Origin of the sequence: Dietzia sp. B44 (assembly GCF_014145245.1) — a bacterium.
Lineage (GTDB): Bacteria > Actinomycetota > Actinomycetes > Mycobacteriales > Mycobacteriaceae > Dietzia > Dietzia natronolimnaea.
This window is the reverse complement of record NZ_JAALEF010000066.1, coordinates 1-14,953: the sequence shown is the minus strand read 5'-3', so window position 1 is coordinate 14,953 and position 14,953 is coordinate 1. Positions and strand designations below refer to the sequence as shown.

The 14,953-nt window shown below is 70.7% G+C and carries 13 protein-coding genes and 1 tRNA gene; 10 read left to right on the top strand and 4 right to left on the bottom strand.

Going from position 1 to position 14,953, the window contains the following annotated elements; translation table 11 throughout:
- The 3 genes from G6017_RS02890 to G6017_RS17280 form a co-directional block, all read right to left on the bottom strand.
- Window positions 1–735 (bottom strand): protein phosphatase 2C domain-containing protein (locus G6017_RS02890; RefSeq protein WP_182615850.1); only part of this gene is annotated, 735 nt, incomplete at its 3' end.
- Entirely contained in the window at window positions 732–1,190 is a 459-nt protein-coding gene (locus tag G6017_RS02885; RefSeq protein WP_107747200.1) for an FHA domain-containing protein FhaB/FipA, read from the bottom strand. The genes G6017_RS02890 and G6017_RS02885, both read right to left, overlap by 4 nt.
- A gap of 87 nt (window positions 1,191–1,277) precedes the next feature.
- Window positions 1,278–2,156, bottom strand: a complete 879-nt coding sequence (locus G6017_RS17280) for an FhaA domain-containing protein (RefSeq protein ID WP_182615848.1) — start codon at window positions 2,154–2,156, stop codon at window positions 1,278–1,280.
- A 189-nt stretch (window positions 2,157–2,345) separates the two neighbouring features.
- On the opposite strand from G6017_RS17280, the gene G6017_RS02875 reads away from it, so the two are divergent.
- From G6017_RS02875 to pntB, 3 genes are all read left to right on the top strand, one after another.
- Window positions 2,346–2,431, top strand: a tRNA-Leu gene (locus G6017_RS02875).
- Window positions 2,432–2,851: 420 nt separating this feature from the next.
- Window positions 2,852–4,435, top strand: coding sequence for a Re/Si-specific NAD(P)(+) transhydrogenase subunit alpha (locus tag G6017_RS02870; RefSeq protein ID WP_182615856.1), 1,584 nt, complete (start codon window positions 2,852–2,854; stop codon window positions 4,433–4,435).
- Between the two features lie 4 nt (window positions 4,436–4,439).
- On the top strand, window positions 4,440–5,864 hold the full coding sequence (pntB, locus tag G6017_RS02865; RefSeq protein WP_179524038.1) for a Re/Si-specific NAD(P)(+) transhydrogenase subunit beta: 1,425 nt from the start codon (window positions 4,440–4,442) through the stop codon (window positions 5,862–5,864).
- A gap of 94 nt (window positions 5,865–5,958) precedes the next feature.
- Here the strand turns inward: pntB and G6017_RS02860 are convergent, their stop codons facing one another.
- Window positions 5,959–7,314 carry an ammonium transporter gene (locus tag G6017_RS02860; RefSeq protein WP_182609419.1) on the bottom strand — a complete coding sequence of 452 codons (1,356 nt, stop codon included), beginning with the start codon at window positions 7,312–7,314 and terminating at the stop codon, window positions 5,959–5,961.
- Between the two features lie 404 nt (window positions 7,315–7,718).
- Here G6017_RS02860 and glnT point away from each other — a divergent pair, with 404 nt between their 5' ends.
- The 7 genes from glnT to G6017_RS02825 form a co-directional block, all read left to right on the top strand.
- Complete coding sequence (glnT, locus tag G6017_RS02855; RefSeq protein WP_241731029.1) at window positions 7,719–9,011, top strand: type III glutamate--ammonia ligase; 1,293 nt, start codon at window positions 7,719–7,721, stop codon at window positions 9,009–9,011.
- 76 nt (window positions 9,012–9,087) lie between these two features.
- The gene (locus G6017_RS02850) at window positions 9,088–9,984 is read left to right on the top strand and encodes a class II glutamine amidotransferase domain-containing protein (protein ID WP_182609417.1); all 897 of its coding nucleotides are present in this window, start codon (window positions 9,088–9,090) and stop codon (window positions 9,982–9,984) included.
- A gap of 50 nt (window positions 9,985–10,034) precedes the next feature.
- The gene (locus G6017_RS02845) at window positions 10,035–10,784 is read left to right on the top strand and encodes a GltB/FmdC/FwdC-like GXGXG domain-containing protein (RefSeq protein WP_182615846.1); all 750 of its coding nucleotides are present in this window, start codon (window positions 10,035–10,037) and stop codon (window positions 10,782–10,784) included.
- A 33-nt stretch (window positions 10,785–10,817) separates the two neighbouring features.
- Window positions 10,818–12,200 carry an FMN-binding glutamate synthase family protein gene (locus tag G6017_RS02840; RefSeq protein WP_241731028.1) on the top strand — a complete coding sequence of 461 codons (1,383 nt, stop codon included), beginning with the start codon at window positions 10,818–10,820 and terminating at the stop codon, window positions 12,198–12,200.
- Between the two features lie 96 nt (window positions 12,201–12,296).
- Window positions 12,297–12,953: a helix-turn-helix domain-containing protein gene (locus G6017_RS02835; protein ID WP_182615852.1), complete on the top strand. Its 657-nt coding sequence runs from the start codon at window positions 12,297–12,299 to the stop codon at window positions 12,951–12,953.
- A gap of 176 nt (window positions 12,954–13,129) precedes the next feature.
- Window positions 13,130–14,386 carry an allantoate amidohydrolase gene (locus tag G6017_RS02830; RefSeq protein ID WP_182615845.1) on the top strand — a complete coding sequence of 419 codons (1,257 nt, stop codon included), beginning with the start codon at window positions 13,130–13,132 and terminating at the stop codon, window positions 14,384–14,386.
- A gap of 29 nt (window positions 14,387–14,415) precedes the next feature.
- Window positions 14,416–14,953: NAD(P)/FAD-dependent oxidoreductase (locus G6017_RS02825; RefSeq protein ID WP_182615843.1), on the top strand; the 538-nt coding region annotated here is incomplete at its 3' end.

The window sequence follows — 14,953 nt, the reverse complement described above, 5'->3', positions numbered from 1 at the left end:
CACGACCGTGCCGCCGCGGGGGGAGTCCACGACGTCCGCCACCACGACCGTGACGTTGTCGGGGCCACCGGACCGCAGCGCGAGCTGGACGAGCCGCTCGGCGGCGGCGTCGGCGGACCCGGTCCCGAGGGTCTCGGCGATGGTCTCGGCGCTCACCGGGTCGGACAGGCCGTCCGAGCACAGCAGGTAGCGGTCGCCGACCCGTGCCTCCCGGACGGCGGTGGTGGGCTCGACGGGATCTCCGGTGAGCGCCTTGAGGATGAGCGAGCGCCGCGGGTGCACGTGCGCTTCCTCGGCGGTGAGCTCGCCGCGGTCGACGAGCGACTGGACGAAGGTGTCGTCCTTGGTGATCTGCGTGAGGACGTCGTCGCGGAGCAGGTAGGCGCGCGAGTCGCCGACGTGGAGCAGTCCCATGCGCCGGCCGTCGAAGAGCAGGGCGGTGAGGGTGCAGCCCATGCCCTCGGCCTCGGGATGCGCCTCGACGTGCGCGGCGATCGCCTGGTTGCCCTCGTGCATTGCCCGGCTGAGCGCGCCGGCGAGGTCCGACCCCGGTTGGTCCTCGTCGAGCTTGGCCAGGGTCGCGACCATGATCTGGCTGGCCAACTCGCCCGCGGCGTGGCCACCCATGCCGTCGGCCAGCACGAGGACCCGGGGCGCGGCGTACGCGGAGTCCTCGTTGTTGTCCCGCACCATCCCCGTGTGGGAGCGGGCGGCGTAACTGAGCGCGGGGGTCACGCGCGCAGCTCGATCACGGTCTTGCCGATCCGGATCGGCGTGCCGGCGGCCACCTTGACCGGGGTCGTCACCCGCGTCCTGTCCAGATAGGTGCCGTTGGTCGAACCGAGGTCCTCCAGGAACCAGTCCGGCCCGTGGGGCGACAGCCTGGCGTGTTGGTTGGATGCGTAGTCGTCGTCGATCACCAGGGTGCACGAGTCGGCCCGGCCGAGCAGGACCGGCTGTTCGGACAGCGTGATGCGGGTCCCGGCGAGGGCGCCCTGGGTGACGACGAGGTGGCGGATCGCCTTGGTGCCGCGGCCGAGGAAGCCGCCCCGGCGCTCACCCTGGCCGCCCGACCGCATCCCGACGTTGCCGAAGACGTCGGTCTTCAGCGCCCGCAGGACGAGGTAGATGAACAGCCACAACAGCACCAGGAGGAGGCCACGCGAGAGTTGTAGGACGAGTCCCTGCACGAGTTCGGTCCTCCCCTCTCCGGTCAGGTCACCTCGGGCAACGTGTGATCGCCCCCGGAGGTTCCCGGGGGTCCATGCCTGTCGAGGCTAGTCGAACCGGACGGTTATCTCCGAGTGTCCGACGCGGATCACGTCGCCGTCCGCCAGCTGCCAGTCCTGAACGGGGCCCTCGTTGACCGTGGTCCCGTTGGTGGAGCCCAGGTCGGTCAGGACCGCCTCGCGGCCGTCGAACCGGATGTCCGCGTGCTGCCGGGACACCCCGGTGTCAGGGAGGCGGAAGGCCGCGTCCTGGCCGCGGCCGAGCAGGTTGGAGCCGCGCTGGAGGCGGAAGGTGCGCCCGGATCCGTCCTCGAGGTGCAGTGTCACCGTGAGCGAGGCCCGACCCTGGGTGATCTGCGTCGGGGCGTCGGACGGGCCACCCCAGCCGGTGTTCTGGCCTGCGGACCCGGACCGGGTGGCGACGGGGTAGTTGGAGGCGGGTGCCTGCATGGGGTTCTTCTCCTGACTGGCGCCCGGCGACGCGGGGGACGGCGACGACGGAGCCGGATGGCCCGGTGCCGGTGCCGGCGCGGCGGCCGAGATGTGGAACGGGACGGCGTCGGGGTCCACGACCCCGTTGATCCGCATCTGCCCGGTGTGCAGGTCGTCGCGTTCGACGAAGGTGACGGTGACCGGGCCGTAGGTTTCCCAGCCCTGCTCCGCGATGTGGTCCGAGAGATGGCGGGAGAAGGTCTTGACGGCCAGGGCCTCGTCCTCCGTGAAGGACGCGTAGTCCGACCGGGCGAGGGTGATGGTGTAGCTGTTGGAGACCAGCAGGTGACCGTCGACCACCTTGAGAGAGGCCTCGGACTGCTTCCGCAGCTGCGCCTCCACCTCGGCCGCCACCACCTTGCCGCCGAAGAGACGGGCGAAGGCGTCCCCGACCGCGCCCTGGAGTGTGCGTTCGAACTTGCCGACGATTCCCACGAGCGCCTCCTCTTCCCTGGTACGTGTCCGGACGTCCGGCCGCCGCGCGTGTCGGCGGCATCCGGTCGATCATAGAGGCGGGGGCGGCCCGAAGCACGTGTCCCGCATCCCCGGAGGTCGCGGGGTGAGGCTCCACCAGCGGATTGGTACGGCCGGTGTGGCGCGTGTTAACGTATTCGGGCGTTACTCGGGCGAGTGGCGGAATGGCAGACGCGCTGGCTTCAGGTGCCAGTGTCCTTCGGGACGTGGGGGTTCAAGTCCCCCTTCGCCCACCAGCCGAGTGCAGCCGAGGGTGCACCCGTGAGCCGGCCGAGAGGCCGGCTCTTCGCATTTCGGGCCGGGGAGTGGGGCGCGGGCGTTGCACACGTCACCTGAATCGGGTTCAATAATCGGCGTGACGTAGGCTCACGCGGAAGTTCTCCCGGAGGTCGGCGCCACCATGCCGACGGACCGGAGAGCAACGTCCTCATGGTGGACGGAGCAGAGATCACCCTCTCGCCCGCGCCACCCGTGAGCCCGCATCCCACAGCTCGGATCCCCATCGGTGCCCGACGCGATCAGCGGACGATCCCACCCCGGGTCCCGAACACGATGTAATGAACGGACATTGTCTGGGTCGGTGCACGCGCGTCGGCTCTCCACAACGCTGTCGAAGGAACCCCCACATGGCCTCGAGCCTCGAAGAGATCCCCGATATGACCCCGGAGACCGACATCCGGGACACCGCGGACGCCCCCTCGGTGATCGGCGTGGTCGCCGAGTCCGATCCCGCGGAGAGGCGGGTGGCCGCCACCCCGGCGACCGTCGCGAAGTTGATCGGCCTGGGCTACCGGGTCGTGGTGGAGAACGGGGCGGGAACGCGCGCCGAATTCTCGGACGCGGCCTACGCCGAGTCGGGTGCCGACCTGGTGGAGGGTGACGAGGCCTGGTCGAGCGACGTCGTGTTGAAGGTCGCGGTGCCCACGGAGTCCGAGGTGGCCCGGATGCGGTCCGGTGCGACCCTCGTGGGACTCCTGGCGCCCGCCCAGAACGAGCGGTTGCTGTCCGTCCTGGCCGAGCGCGGGGTCACCGCACTGGCGATGGACGCGGTCCCGCGGATCTCCCGGGCCCAGTCGATGGACGTGCTCAGCTCCATGGCCAACATCGCCGGCTACCGCGCCGTGATCGAGGCCGCCCACCACTTCGGCCGGTTCTTCACCGGACAGGTCACCGCGGCGGGCAAGGTCCCGCCGGCCAAGGTGCTGGTGGCCGGGGCTGGGGTCGCCGGTCTGGCGGCGATCGGTGCGGCCAGCAGCCTCGGGGCGATCGTCCGCGCCACCGATCCGCGGCCCGAGGTGGCCGACCAGGTGGGGTCGATCGGCGGCGAATACCTGCCCGTCGAGGTCCCGGACGAGGAGAAGGTCGTCTCCACGGACGGCTACGCCAAGGCCACCAGCGAGGCCTACGACCGCGCCGCCGCGGCCCTGTACTCGGCCCAGGCGGCCGACGTGGACATTGTCATCACCACCGCGCTGATCCCGGGCCGGGCGGCCCCGCGCCTGCTCACCGCCGCGGATGTGGCGTCGATGAAGCGCGGCTCGGTCATCGTGGACATGGCCGCCGCCCAGGGCGGCAACGTCGAGGGCAGCGTCGCCGACGAGGTCGTGGTGACCGAGAACGGCGTGACGATCATCGGGTACACCGATCTCGCCGGGCGCCTGCCCGCACAGGCATCGCAGTTGTACGGCACCAACCTGGTCAACCTCACCAAGCTCGTCACCCCGGAGAAGGACGGTCGGTGGGCGCTGGATCTGGACGACGTCGTCCAACGCGGGGTGACCGTGGCCAAGGGCGGCGAGGTCATGTGGCCGCCCCCGCCGGTTCAGGTCAGCGCCGCCCCCGCGGCGGCGGCTGCCGCTCCGCTCGAGCCGCGCGCGGAGAAGAAGAAGATGTCTCCCGGCGCCAGGCTCGGACTGATCGCCGTGGGCATGGCGGTGCTACTCCTGCTCACGGCCGTCGCGCCGGGTGACATCCCGCGCCACATCACCGTGTTCGTCCTGGCGATCGTGATCGGCTACTACGTGATCGGCAACGTCCACCACGCGCTGCACACACCGCTCATGTCGGTGACCAACGCGATCTCCGGTGTGATCGTCGTGGGCGCGCTCCTGCAGATCGGGATCGACAACACCGCCGGCCTGGTCCTGGCCACCATCGCGATCCTCGTCGCGTCCATCAACGTCTTCGGCGGCTTCGCCGTGACGCGCCGCATGCTCGGCATGTTCTCGAAGGGAGCCTGAGTAGATGTCACTCGTGACCGCCGCCAACGCGGCCTACCTCGTCGCCGCGCTGCTGTTCATCATGTCCCTGGCCGGCCTGTCCAAGCACGAGACCGCCCGTCGGGGCCTGAGCTTCGGCATCGCCGGCATGGCGCTGGCGCTCCTGGCCACCGTCGCGCTGGTGATCGACCACCAGCCCGCCACCATCGGGATCGTCCTCATGGTGGTGGCGGTGCTGATCGGCGCGACCCTCGGGCTGCTGCGCGCCCGCCGGGTGCAGATGACCGAGATGCCCGAGCTGATCGCCCTGCTCCACTCCTTCGTGGGCCTGGCCGCGGTGCTGGTGGGCTGGAACGGTTACCTCGAGCCCGAACTGCACGGTGAGCTCACCGGCTCGCTGCTGGACATCCACCACGCGGAGGTGTTCATCGGCGTGTTCATCGGCGCCATCACCTTCACCGGCTCGATCGTGGCCTACCTCAAGCTCTCGGGGAAGATGAAGTCCGCGCCGCTGGTGCTGCCGGGCAAGAACCTCATCAACGCCGGGATCCTGGTGGCGTTCATCGCGCTCACCGCGGCGTTCGTCATCAGCCCGGCACTGTGGATGCTCGCGCTGGTCACGGTGCTGGCGCTGGCCCTGGGCTGGCACCTCGTGGCAAGCATCGGCGGCGGCGACATGCCGGTCGTGGTCTCGATGCTCAACTCGTACTCCGGGTGGGCCGCCGCCGCGACGGGCTTCCTGCTCGGCAACGACCTGCTCATCGTCACCGGCGCACTGGTCGGCTCGTCGGGCGCCTACCTGTCCTACATCATGTGCAAGGCCATGAACCGGTCGTTCTTCTCCGTCATCCTGGGGGGCTTCGGCATCGAGGCCGCCTCGGGCGAGGGCAAGGACCACGGGGAGCACAGCGAGATCGACGTCGCCGGCGCCGCCGAGCTGCTGGCGGGCGCCTCGAAGGTGATCATCGCCCCGGGCTACGGCATGGCCGTGGCGCAGGCGCAGTACCCCGTCGCAGATCTCACCCGCACCCTGCGCGAGCGGGGCGTCGACGTCCGCTTCGCCGTGCACCCCGTCGCCGGTCGTCTGCCCGGGCACATGAACGTGCTGCTCGCCGAGGCCAAGGTGCCGTACGACATCGTGTTCGAGCTCGACGAGATCAACGACGACTTCGCCGACACCGACGTGGTCCTGGTGATCGGCGCCAACGACACCGTCAACCCGGACGCCGCCGAGGACCCGGGCAGCCCGATCGCCGGCATGCCCGTGCTCCACGTGTGGGAGGCCGCCGATGTGGTCGTGTTCAAGCGGTCCATGGCCGCCGGATACGCCGGCGTGCAGAACCCGTTGTTCTTCCGCGACAACACGCAGATGCTGTTCGGCGACGCCAAGGACCGTGTCGACGACATCCTGGGCGCGCTCAAGGAGCAGCCGGTCGGGGTGGGCCGCTAGAACCGGCCGGATAACCCGGTACGACGACGAGGAGGCGGTCCCACGCGGGACCGCCTCCTCGTCACTGTTCGGGTGGAACGGTCGATCAGGTTGACTAGGTCGAGGAGGTGGGCGGGGCCGCGGTGGCCGCCTCCGGCTCCTCTTTCCCTGTGACGACCACGGCGTCGGTGCCGAGCCCATCGCCCTCGAGGGCGTCCTGGAAGTAGGCCATCTCGCGGTGGTAGGCCTTGTCCAGGCCCTCCCGCTCGTCCTCCTCGGTGACCCGCAGGCCCATCGTCTTGTCCAGGACGAAGGCGATGAGCAGCGTGACGGTGAAGGAGTAGGCCAGCACCGCCGCCGTGGCCAGGGCCTGGGCCCCGAGCTGCCCGAACCCGCCGCCGAACAGCAGTCCGGCCTCGCCGACGGGGGAGGCGGGATCGGCGATCACACCGATGAGCAGCGTGCCGATGATGCCCGCGACCATGTGTAGCCCGGCCACGTCGAGCGAGTCGTCGTAGCCGAGGCGGTACTTCAGGCCCACCGCGTAGTGGCAGACCACGCCGCAGATCAGGCCGATCGCGATGGCACCGAGCGGGCTGACCGCGGCGGCGGCCGGGGTGATGCCCACCAGACCGGCCACGAGCCCGGAGGCCACTCCCAGAGTCGTGGGGTGCTTGGCGCGGACCTGCTCGGTGATCATCCAGGCCAGCGCGCCACACAGTCCGGCGACCACGGTGTTGAGCGCGGCCACCGCAGCCGTGTTGCCCGCGGCGACGGCGGAGCCGGCGTTGAAGCCGATCCAGCCGGCGAACAGCATGCCGGCGCCGAGGAACGTCAGGGGAACGCTGTGCGGTCTGCTGATCGTGGGGAAGCCGGTTCGTCGACCGAGCACGAGCACCAGCGCGAGCGTCGCGACACCGGCGTTGATGTGGATGGCGGTGCCGCCCGCGAGGTCGATGGCCCCCAGGTTGTTGGCGATCCACCCACCCGTGACCGACCCGTCGTCGGAGTCGAAGGCGAACACCCAGTGGGCCACGGGGAAGAACACCAGTACCGGCCACACGATGGCGAAGACCAGCCAGGTGGAGAAGCGCATACGGTCCGCCACCCCGCCGGCCACGAGGGCGACGGTGATCCCCGCGAAGAGCAGGAGGAACCCGGCGAACAGGGCGGGCGGCAGGCCTGGCGTCTCGGGCTCGGCCATGATGCCCCTCAGGCCCAGGTACTCGAGCGGATCGCCCAGCACACCGGCGCCCCCGACCGAGTCGCCGAAGGTCAGCGAGTAGCCGAAGAGGACCCACAGCACGGCCATCACGGCGACCGCGCCGATCGTCATCATCATCATGTTGAGCGTGCTGCGGATGCTGACCATGCCGCCGTAGAACAGGGCCAGGCCGGGGACCATGAAGGCCACCGCGACCATGGCCGCGAGCACCCAGGCGGTGTCGGCCGCCGCTATGGCTACGTCCATGTTTCTCTCTTCTCTGTGAGGCCACTCCCGGGCGGGGCGACGTGGGGACCGTGCGTTTCACAGTGTGATCCGGTGTTGCTTACTGGCAGGTACCGCGATCGTTTCCATTCGGTTACCGCCGCGGGGGCGAACCGCGCCCTGAGTCGAGAACGCAGCGAAGTACGCAGTTAGACGCGGCTTTTCGCCTGCCGAATCCCGTTACATCGCGGTAACCAGCCGCAGGTTTAACAGCAGTACATTATGACCACCACGCAGAAACCCTCGGATCAGGAGACGTCATGACAGTCACCGCAGACCCCTCCGTCGGGGTCGCCGACCGTGCGAACGGCGAGAGCAGGCGGTCGTCGTTCCCGACGCTCGACGCCGCCCGGGAGGCCGAGAGCGCGCCCGGCACCCTCGCCCGGATGGTCGCGGACACCGGGACGCGATTCGTCCTGGCCGTGTTCACCAACCTCCGGGGCAAGCCGTGCGCCAAGCTCGTCCCGGCCTCCGCGGTCGACCAACTGGAGGCCGGGGAGCTGGGCTTCGCCGGGTACGCCGCCGACGCGATCGGCCAACAGCCCAGGGACCCCGACCTCCTCGTCGTCCCCGACCCCCGCTCCTTCACCACCCTCGACTTCATCAAACCCGGACTGGCCCTGGTGCACTGCGACCCCTGGGTGAGCGGGGAGCCGTGGCGCTTCGCGCCGCGCGTCATCCTGGGACGGATGCTCGCGGACGCCGCGACCGACGGTCTCGAGCTCAAGGTCGGGGCGGAGGTCGAGTATTTCCTGGTCCGCAAGAACGCCGACGGGTCGCTGTGCACCGCCGATCCCAAGGACGACGAGTCCCACCCGTGCTACGACGCCCGGGGCGTGACGCGGATGTTCGAGCACCTCGCCGGGGTCTCGGACGCGATGAACGTGCTCGGCTGGGCCAACTACGCCAACGACCACGAGGACGGCAACGGGCAGTTCGAGCAGAACTTCGCCTACGACGAGGCGATGGTCACCGCCGACAGGGTCATGACGCTGCGCTACATCATCTCCATGCTGGCCGAACAGCGGGACATGATCGCCACCTTCATGCCCAAGCCGTTCTCCGACCGCACCGGATCGGGGATGCACCTGCACATGTCCCTCTGGCGCGACGGACACCCGGTGTTCCCCGCGGTCGGCGACGACCGGTACGGACTGGGGCTCTCGCCCACCGCGTACTCGTTCATCGCGGGCGTCCTCACCCACGCCGCCGGCATGCACGCGGTGCTGTGCCCCACCATCAACTCCTACAAACGTATTGGGGCGCGCACGACCGCGTCGGGGGCCACGTGGTCGCCCACCGACGCGACCTACGGCGGTAACGACCGCACGCACTACCTGCGCGTCCCCGACGGCAATCGCGTCGAGCTCCGGGGAGGCGACGGCTCGGCCAACCCCTACCTGGCCGTGGCGGTGCAACTGGCCGCCGGCCTCGACGGCGTGCGGCGGGAACTCGACCCCGGCGTGCCGGCCACGGTCGGCGAGGCCACCCACACCCTGCCGCCGACCCTGCTGCACGCCGTGGAGGAGATGGGCCGGGACGAGGTCGTCCGCGCCGCACTGGACATCGGTGGCGACGGGGTGGCCGCGTACTACGCCGACCTCAAGCGCGAGGAGTTCATCTCCTGGCACAACACCGTCACCCAGTGGGAGATCGACGAGTACCTCACCGCGCTGTGACGCGCGGCGGCGGCCCTGACGGCCGCCCGCCTCCACTCCCTCCACACCCTCACCTCGACCTCACCAGGAGAACCCCATGTGCGGCATCGTCGGACTCCACCTGCGCGACCCGGAGCTCGAACCCCGGCTCGGCGACCTGCTCACCACCATGCTCGGTGAGATGACCGACCGCGGTTCGGACTCGGCCGGAGTCGCCGTCTACGGCAACCCCGACTGGACCCCGGCGGGATCGGCCACCGTCACCGTGCTGGCGGACGGCGTCGAAGCGCCGGCGTTGGCCTCGCGTGTCGGCACCCACCTGGGCTGCGAGGTGTCGGGACGCGAGCTGGGTGCCACCGTGCTCCTGTCCGCCGGGACCGACCCCGAGACCCTGGCCTCCGCCGTTCGAAGCGCGGTCCCGGAGGTGGTCCTGGTCGGCCTGGGCAGCGAGCTCGCCGTCCTCAAGGGCGTCGGCCTGCCGCTGAACCTGGCCGAGGGTTTCGGCCTACCGGGGGCCTCGGGATGGCAGGGCGTCGGGCACACCCGCATGGCCACCGAGTCCGCCGTCACCCCGGCCGGTTCGCACCCCTTCTCCGTGGGTCCGGACCAGTGCATCGTCCACAACGGGTCCTTCTCCAACCACGCCTCGGTGCGCCGCGAACTGGCCCGCCGCGACATCCACTGCGACACCCTCAACGACACCGAGGTGGCCGCTCGCTTCGTGGCGGAGCAGATCGCCCGCGGTGCGGAGATCGACCAGGCACTGGCAGAGATGGCCGGCGTCCTCGACGGCTTCTACACCCTCCTGGTGTCCACGGCCGAGGAGTTCGCGGTGGTGCGAGACCCGATCGCCTGCAAGCCCGCAGTGATCGCCGAGACCGACCGCTACGTGGCCATGGCCTCGGAGTACCGGGCGATGGCGCACCTGCCGGGCATCGACCAGGCGCACCTCTACGAGCCCGAGCCGGGCCGCGTGTACCACTGGCGCCGCTGAACCCCCGGCACCACCGCAGCACCGCAGCACCCCACCAGGAAGGAAGAACGATGACCGTCACGCCGGAACAGGCCTTCGCACCGCAGGAGCTCGGACCCCTCGGCGACGCGCCGACCACCGCCCCGCACGTGATCGACGTCCGGAAGACCGGGTTGCGCGAGACCAACCGGATCCTCCAGGACTCCGACGGCACCGGCAGATACCTGCTCACCGGTCCCAGGGGGGCGCACGCGCTCGCGGTCGGCCTGGAGAAGCCGGACGAGGTCGTGATCGACGGCCCCACCGGGTACTACACCGCGGGAATGAACGACGGCGCCCTCGTGACGGTCAACGGGAACGTGGGGGTCGGGGTGGCCGAGAACATGATGTCGGGGACGGTGCGGGTCACCGGGTCGGCCTCCCAGTCCGCCGGGGCGACGGCCCACGGCGGGCTGCTGGTGATCGAGGGGGACGCCGGCGCCCGGTGCGGGATCTCGATGAAGGGGGTGGACATCGTCGTCGGCGGTTCGATCGGCCACATGAGCTGCTTCATGGGGCAGGCCGGGCGCCTGGTCGTCCTGGGCGACGCCGGTGACGCCCTCGGCGACTCCCTCTACGAGGTCCACATCTACGTGCGGGGCCGGGTCGAGTCCCTCGGCGCCGACTGCGTCGAGAAGGAGATGCGGTCCGAGCACCACACCGAGCTCGGGGAGCTGCTCGACCGGGCGGGCGTCACCGGGATCTCGACCGCGGAGTTCCGGCGTTACGGCTCCGCCCGCACCCTCTACAGCTTCGACGTGGACAACGCCTCCGCCTACTGACCGCCCCGCCACCCTCCCCGACAGGAGCCAGACATGCCCTTCGACGGACACACCCGAACCGACCAGGCATCCCCCCCGCAGATCCCGACAGGAACCGTCGACCCGACCCTGCGCGAGTCCGCCACGTTCCCCCGTCCGGTGATCCACGAGATCCAGCGCGCCGCCGCGACCGGGATCTACGACATCCGCGGCTGGGGCGCCAAGCGCACGGTGCCGCACTTCGACGACCTGCTGTTCCTGGGCGCCTCGATGTCCCGGTACCCGCTCGAGGGATACCGCGAACGCTGCGGCACCGACATCACCCTGGGCACCCGGCACGCCTCGAGGCCCCTCCACCTGGACATCCCCGTGACCATCGCCGGGATGAGCTTCGGGGCCCTGTCGGCGCAGGCCAAGGAGGCCCTCGGTCGCGGGGCCAGCGCGGCGGGCACCTCCACGACCACCGGCGACGGCGGGATGACCGCGGAGGAGCGCGGCCAGAGCTCGAGGCTCGTCTACCAGTACCTGCCCTCGCGCTACGGGATGAACCCCGTCGACCTGCGCAAGGCCGACGCCATCGAGGTGGTCCTGGGACAGGGCGCCAAGCCCGGTGGCGGCGGCATGCTCCTGGGGCAGAAGATCTCCGACCGGGTGGCGCAGATGCGGACCCTGCCCAAGGGGATCGACCAGCGTTCGGCCTGCCGACACCCGGACTGGACGGGCCCCGACGACCTCGCCATCAAGATCCTCGAGCTGCGCGAGATCACCGGCTGGGAGAAGCCGGTGTACGTCAAGGTCGGCGCCACCCGCACCTACTACGACGTCAAGCTCGCGGTGAAGGCCGGTGCGGACGTGGTGGTCGTGGACGGCATGCAGGGCGGAACCGCGGCCACCCAGGACGTGTTCATCGAGCACGTGGGCATCCCCACCCTCGCCGCGATCCCGCAGGCCGTGCAGGCCCTCCAGGAGATGGACCTGCACCGGAAGGTGCAGCTGATCGTCTCCGGGGGGATCCGCTCGGGCGCGGACGTGGCCAAGGCCATGGCCCTGGGCGCGGACGCGGTGGCGATCGGGACGGCGGCACTGATCGCGCTCGGGGACAACGACCCCCGGTACGAGCAGGAGTACCGCGCACTCGGCTCGGCGGCGGGGTTCTACGACGACTTCCAGGACGGCCGCGACCCGGCCGGGATCTCCACCCAGGACCCCGAACTGGCACGTCGGCTGGACCCGGAGGCCGCCGGTCGGCGACTCGCCAACTACCTGCACGTGCTCACGATGGAGGCGCAGACCATCGCCCGGGCCTGCGGAAAGTCCCACCTGACCCACCTGGAGCCCGACGACCTGGTGGCGTTGACGATGGAGGCCGCCGCGATGGCGCGGGTGCCGTTGGCCGGGACCGACTGGATCCCCGGCCGCGCGGGACGGGAACTGTAGGTGACCGTCGTGTCGGACGACCGGACCGCGACCGGGCCCGCGCCGGCGACGGGTGCCCACTTCCACCGCGACGAGACGATGACTACCGTCGAGGGCATGGGAGTCGGCCGGGATGACGCGCGGAGGGTCGTCCACCAGGCGACGCCGCGTGAGCTCCCGGAGGACGTGCCCACCGGCAACGATCTCGAGCGCATCATCGGTTTCCACGTCCGCAGGCTGCGCCTGGCCGAGGGCCTGGGGGTCGCGGAGATGTCCCAGCGGATCGGCATCTCCAAGGCGATGCTCTCCAAGATCGAGAACGCGCAGACCTCGTGCTCGCTGAACATGCTCGCCAAACTCGCCACCGGCCTCGACGTCCCGGTGACCTCGTTGCTCCGCGGCGCGGACACCCGGCGTGACGCGGTGTTCACCCCCGACGGGCAGGGCGCCACGATCGTCGGCCGCGGCACGTCGGCGGGCCACGACTACGAGTTGCTCGGTGCGCTGCGGGGGTCCAACAAGCGCATCGAGCCGGTGCTGGTGACCCTGACCGCCGAGTCGGAGGCGCATCCCCGCTTCCAGCACCCGGGCACCGAGCTGCTCTACATGCTCTCCGGCGACATGATCTACCACCATGCCGAGTCCGAGTACCGACTCCGCCCGGGCGACTCGTTGCTCCTCGACGGCGAGGGCGTCCACGGCCCGGTGGCGATGCTCGAGCTACCCATCCGGTTCCTCTCGGTGACCGCCTACCCGGACGGCGTCGACGGCTGACCCGCCCGGTTCCGCGGAGCCGCGGCACCACCACTCACGACACCACCTCCTCCGGCGCCCCGTTCACGGCGCTTCTCGTCACAGCGCACAGCACACCGCGCCCCGTTCCCCACGCCCCACCGCGGCCGTGGCGCCCCCGTACCGTCCCCACCCTCCCGCACCCCGAGGAGCCCGTCATGACCACATCGGTCACCACCACCGTCACCTCGCTGATGTCCGCGATCGCGGGCGTCGGGACCGACCCGACGAGGGGCGGATACAGCCGCCCCGTCTACTCCGCGGCCGAGGTGGAGCTGCGCGAGTGGTTCCTGGCCGAGGCGGCCGCGCGCGGCCTGGACACCGAGACCGATCGCAACGGGATCATCTGGGCCTGGTGGAATCCGGCCGGCCATCCACTGGAGGGCGCGGTCGTCACCGGCAGTCACCTGGACTCCGTGCCCGGGGGAGGGGCCTTCGACGGCCCTCTCGGCGTGGCCTCGGCGTTGGTGGCGGTCGACCGTCTCCGGGCCCGGGGTCTGCGGCCGCGGCGGGCCCTGGCGCTGACCGTCTTCCCCGAGGAGGAGGGGTCGAGGTTCGGCCGGGCGTGCCTGGGATCGCTGCTGCTCACCGGGGCGATGGACCCGGCCACGGCCGCGGGACTGACCGACGACGACGGCACCACCTACGCCGAGCTGTGCGTGGCCAACGGGCTGGATCCGGCGCGCCTGGGGCGTGACGAGGAGGCGCTGCGGCGGATCGGCCGATTCGTGGAACTCCACGTGGAACAGGGCCGAGGTCTGATCGACCTGGGCAACCCGGTGGCGGTGGCCTCGTCGATCATCGGCCACGGGCGCTGGCGGGTGACCTTCACCGGCCAGGGCAACCACGCCGGCACCACGCTGTTGGCGGACCGCCGCGACCCGATGATCCCGGCCTCCCGCACCGTCCTCGACGTCCGCCGGATCTCCCGCGTGTACCGGGGTGCCAGGGCCACCGTCGGTCGGATCGTGCCCACCCCCGGCGGCACCAACGTCATCGCCTCCAGGGTCGACCTCTGGCTGGACGTGCGGCACCCCGACGACGCCGTGACCGCGCGGATCGTCCACGAGATCACGGAGGCGGCCTCGATGGCCGCCGCGCACGAGGGGTGCGAGAGCACGATCGTGCAGGAGTCGCTCAGCGGTTCGGTGTCCTTCGACCCGGTGTTCCGCGACCGACTGCTCGACGATCTGCCCGGCGTCCCCGTCCTGGCCACGGGGGCCGGCCACGACGCAGGTGTGCTGGCCGCGCACGTCCCCACCGCCATGCTGTTCGTCCGCAACCCCTCCGGGGTGTCGCATTCCCCGGAGGAGCACGTGGAGGACGCCGACGCCGAGCGGGGCGCCGAGGCCCTGGCCGACGTTCTGGCCGACCTGCTCACCTGCGATGACACCTCCGCGACCGACGCGTCCTGACCACCACGCACCACGAGAGAGTGATCCCCATGACCGGCACAGCGCACCCGACCGACACAGCTCAGCGGACCGACACAGTGAAATTCCTCGTCATCGGAGGCGGCCTCGAGGGGCTGTCGATCGCCTGGAACCTGACCGAGCGCGGCGAGACCGACGTACTGGTGGTGGAGAAGGACACCCTGTGTTCCGGGATGACCGGCAAGTCCAGCGGCATCGTCCGCTGCCACTACGGTTCGCCCACCATGGCGGCCCTGAGCTGGCACAGCATCCCGGTGTTCGAGAACGCGACCGAGCTGTTGGGCGACGACATGGCCTTCCGTCAGTGCGGCTACGCCGTGATCGTGGGCGAGGAGAACGTGATCCCGCTCCGGGCGAACGTGGCCATGCAGCAGAGCCTGGGAATCGAGACCGAGATCATCGCCCCGGACCGGATGGCGGAGCTGTGGCCCGGGCTGAACGTCGACGACGTGGCGGCGGCGGCGTGGGAGCCGCGCGGTGGTCGGGGCGAGGCGTACATGACCGGGATGGCCTTCGGCGCCGCCGCCCGCCGGCGTGGGGTCCGCGTGC

What these genes read in the sequence shown, in the direction of transcription:
- G6017_RS02845 (WP_182615846.1), top strand. Translation starts at nt 10,035, where the DNA reads ATGACCGTCACGCCGGAACAGGCCTTCGCACCGCAGGAGCTCGGACCC.
- G6017_RS02840 (WP_241731028.1), top strand. Translation starts at nt 10,818, where the DNA reads ATGCCCTTCGACGGACACACCCGAACCGACCAGGCATCCCCCCCGCAG.
- G6017_RS02835 (WP_182615852.1), top strand. Translation starts at nt 12,297, where the DNA reads ATGGGAGTCGGCCGGGATGACGCGCGGAGGGTCGTCCACCAGGCGACG.
- G6017_RS02850 (WP_182609417.1), top strand. Translation starts at nt 9,088, where the DNA reads ATGTGCGGCATCGTCGGACTCCACCTGCGCGACCCGGAGCTCGAACCC.
- G6017_RS02870 (WP_182615856.1), top strand. Translation starts at nt 2,852, where the DNA reads ATGACCCCGGAGACCGACATCCGGGACACCGCGGACGCCCCCTCGGTG.
- G6017_RS02860 (WP_182609419.1), bottom strand. Translation starts at nt 7,314, where the DNA reads ATGGACGTAGCCATAGCGGCGGCCGACACCGCCTGGGTGCTCGCGGCC.
- G6017_RS02830 (WP_182615845.1), top strand. Translation starts at nt 13,130, where the DNA reads ATGACCACATCGGTCACCACCACCGTCACCTCGCTGATGTCCGCGATC.
- pntB (WP_179524038.1), top strand. Translation starts at nt 4,440, where the DNA reads ATGTCACTCGTGACCGCCGCCAACGCGGCCTACCTCGTCGCCGCGCTG.
- glnT (WP_241731029.1), top strand. Translation starts at nt 7,719, where the DNA reads ATGGTCGCGGACACCGGGACGCGATTCGTCCTGGCCGTGTTCACCAAC.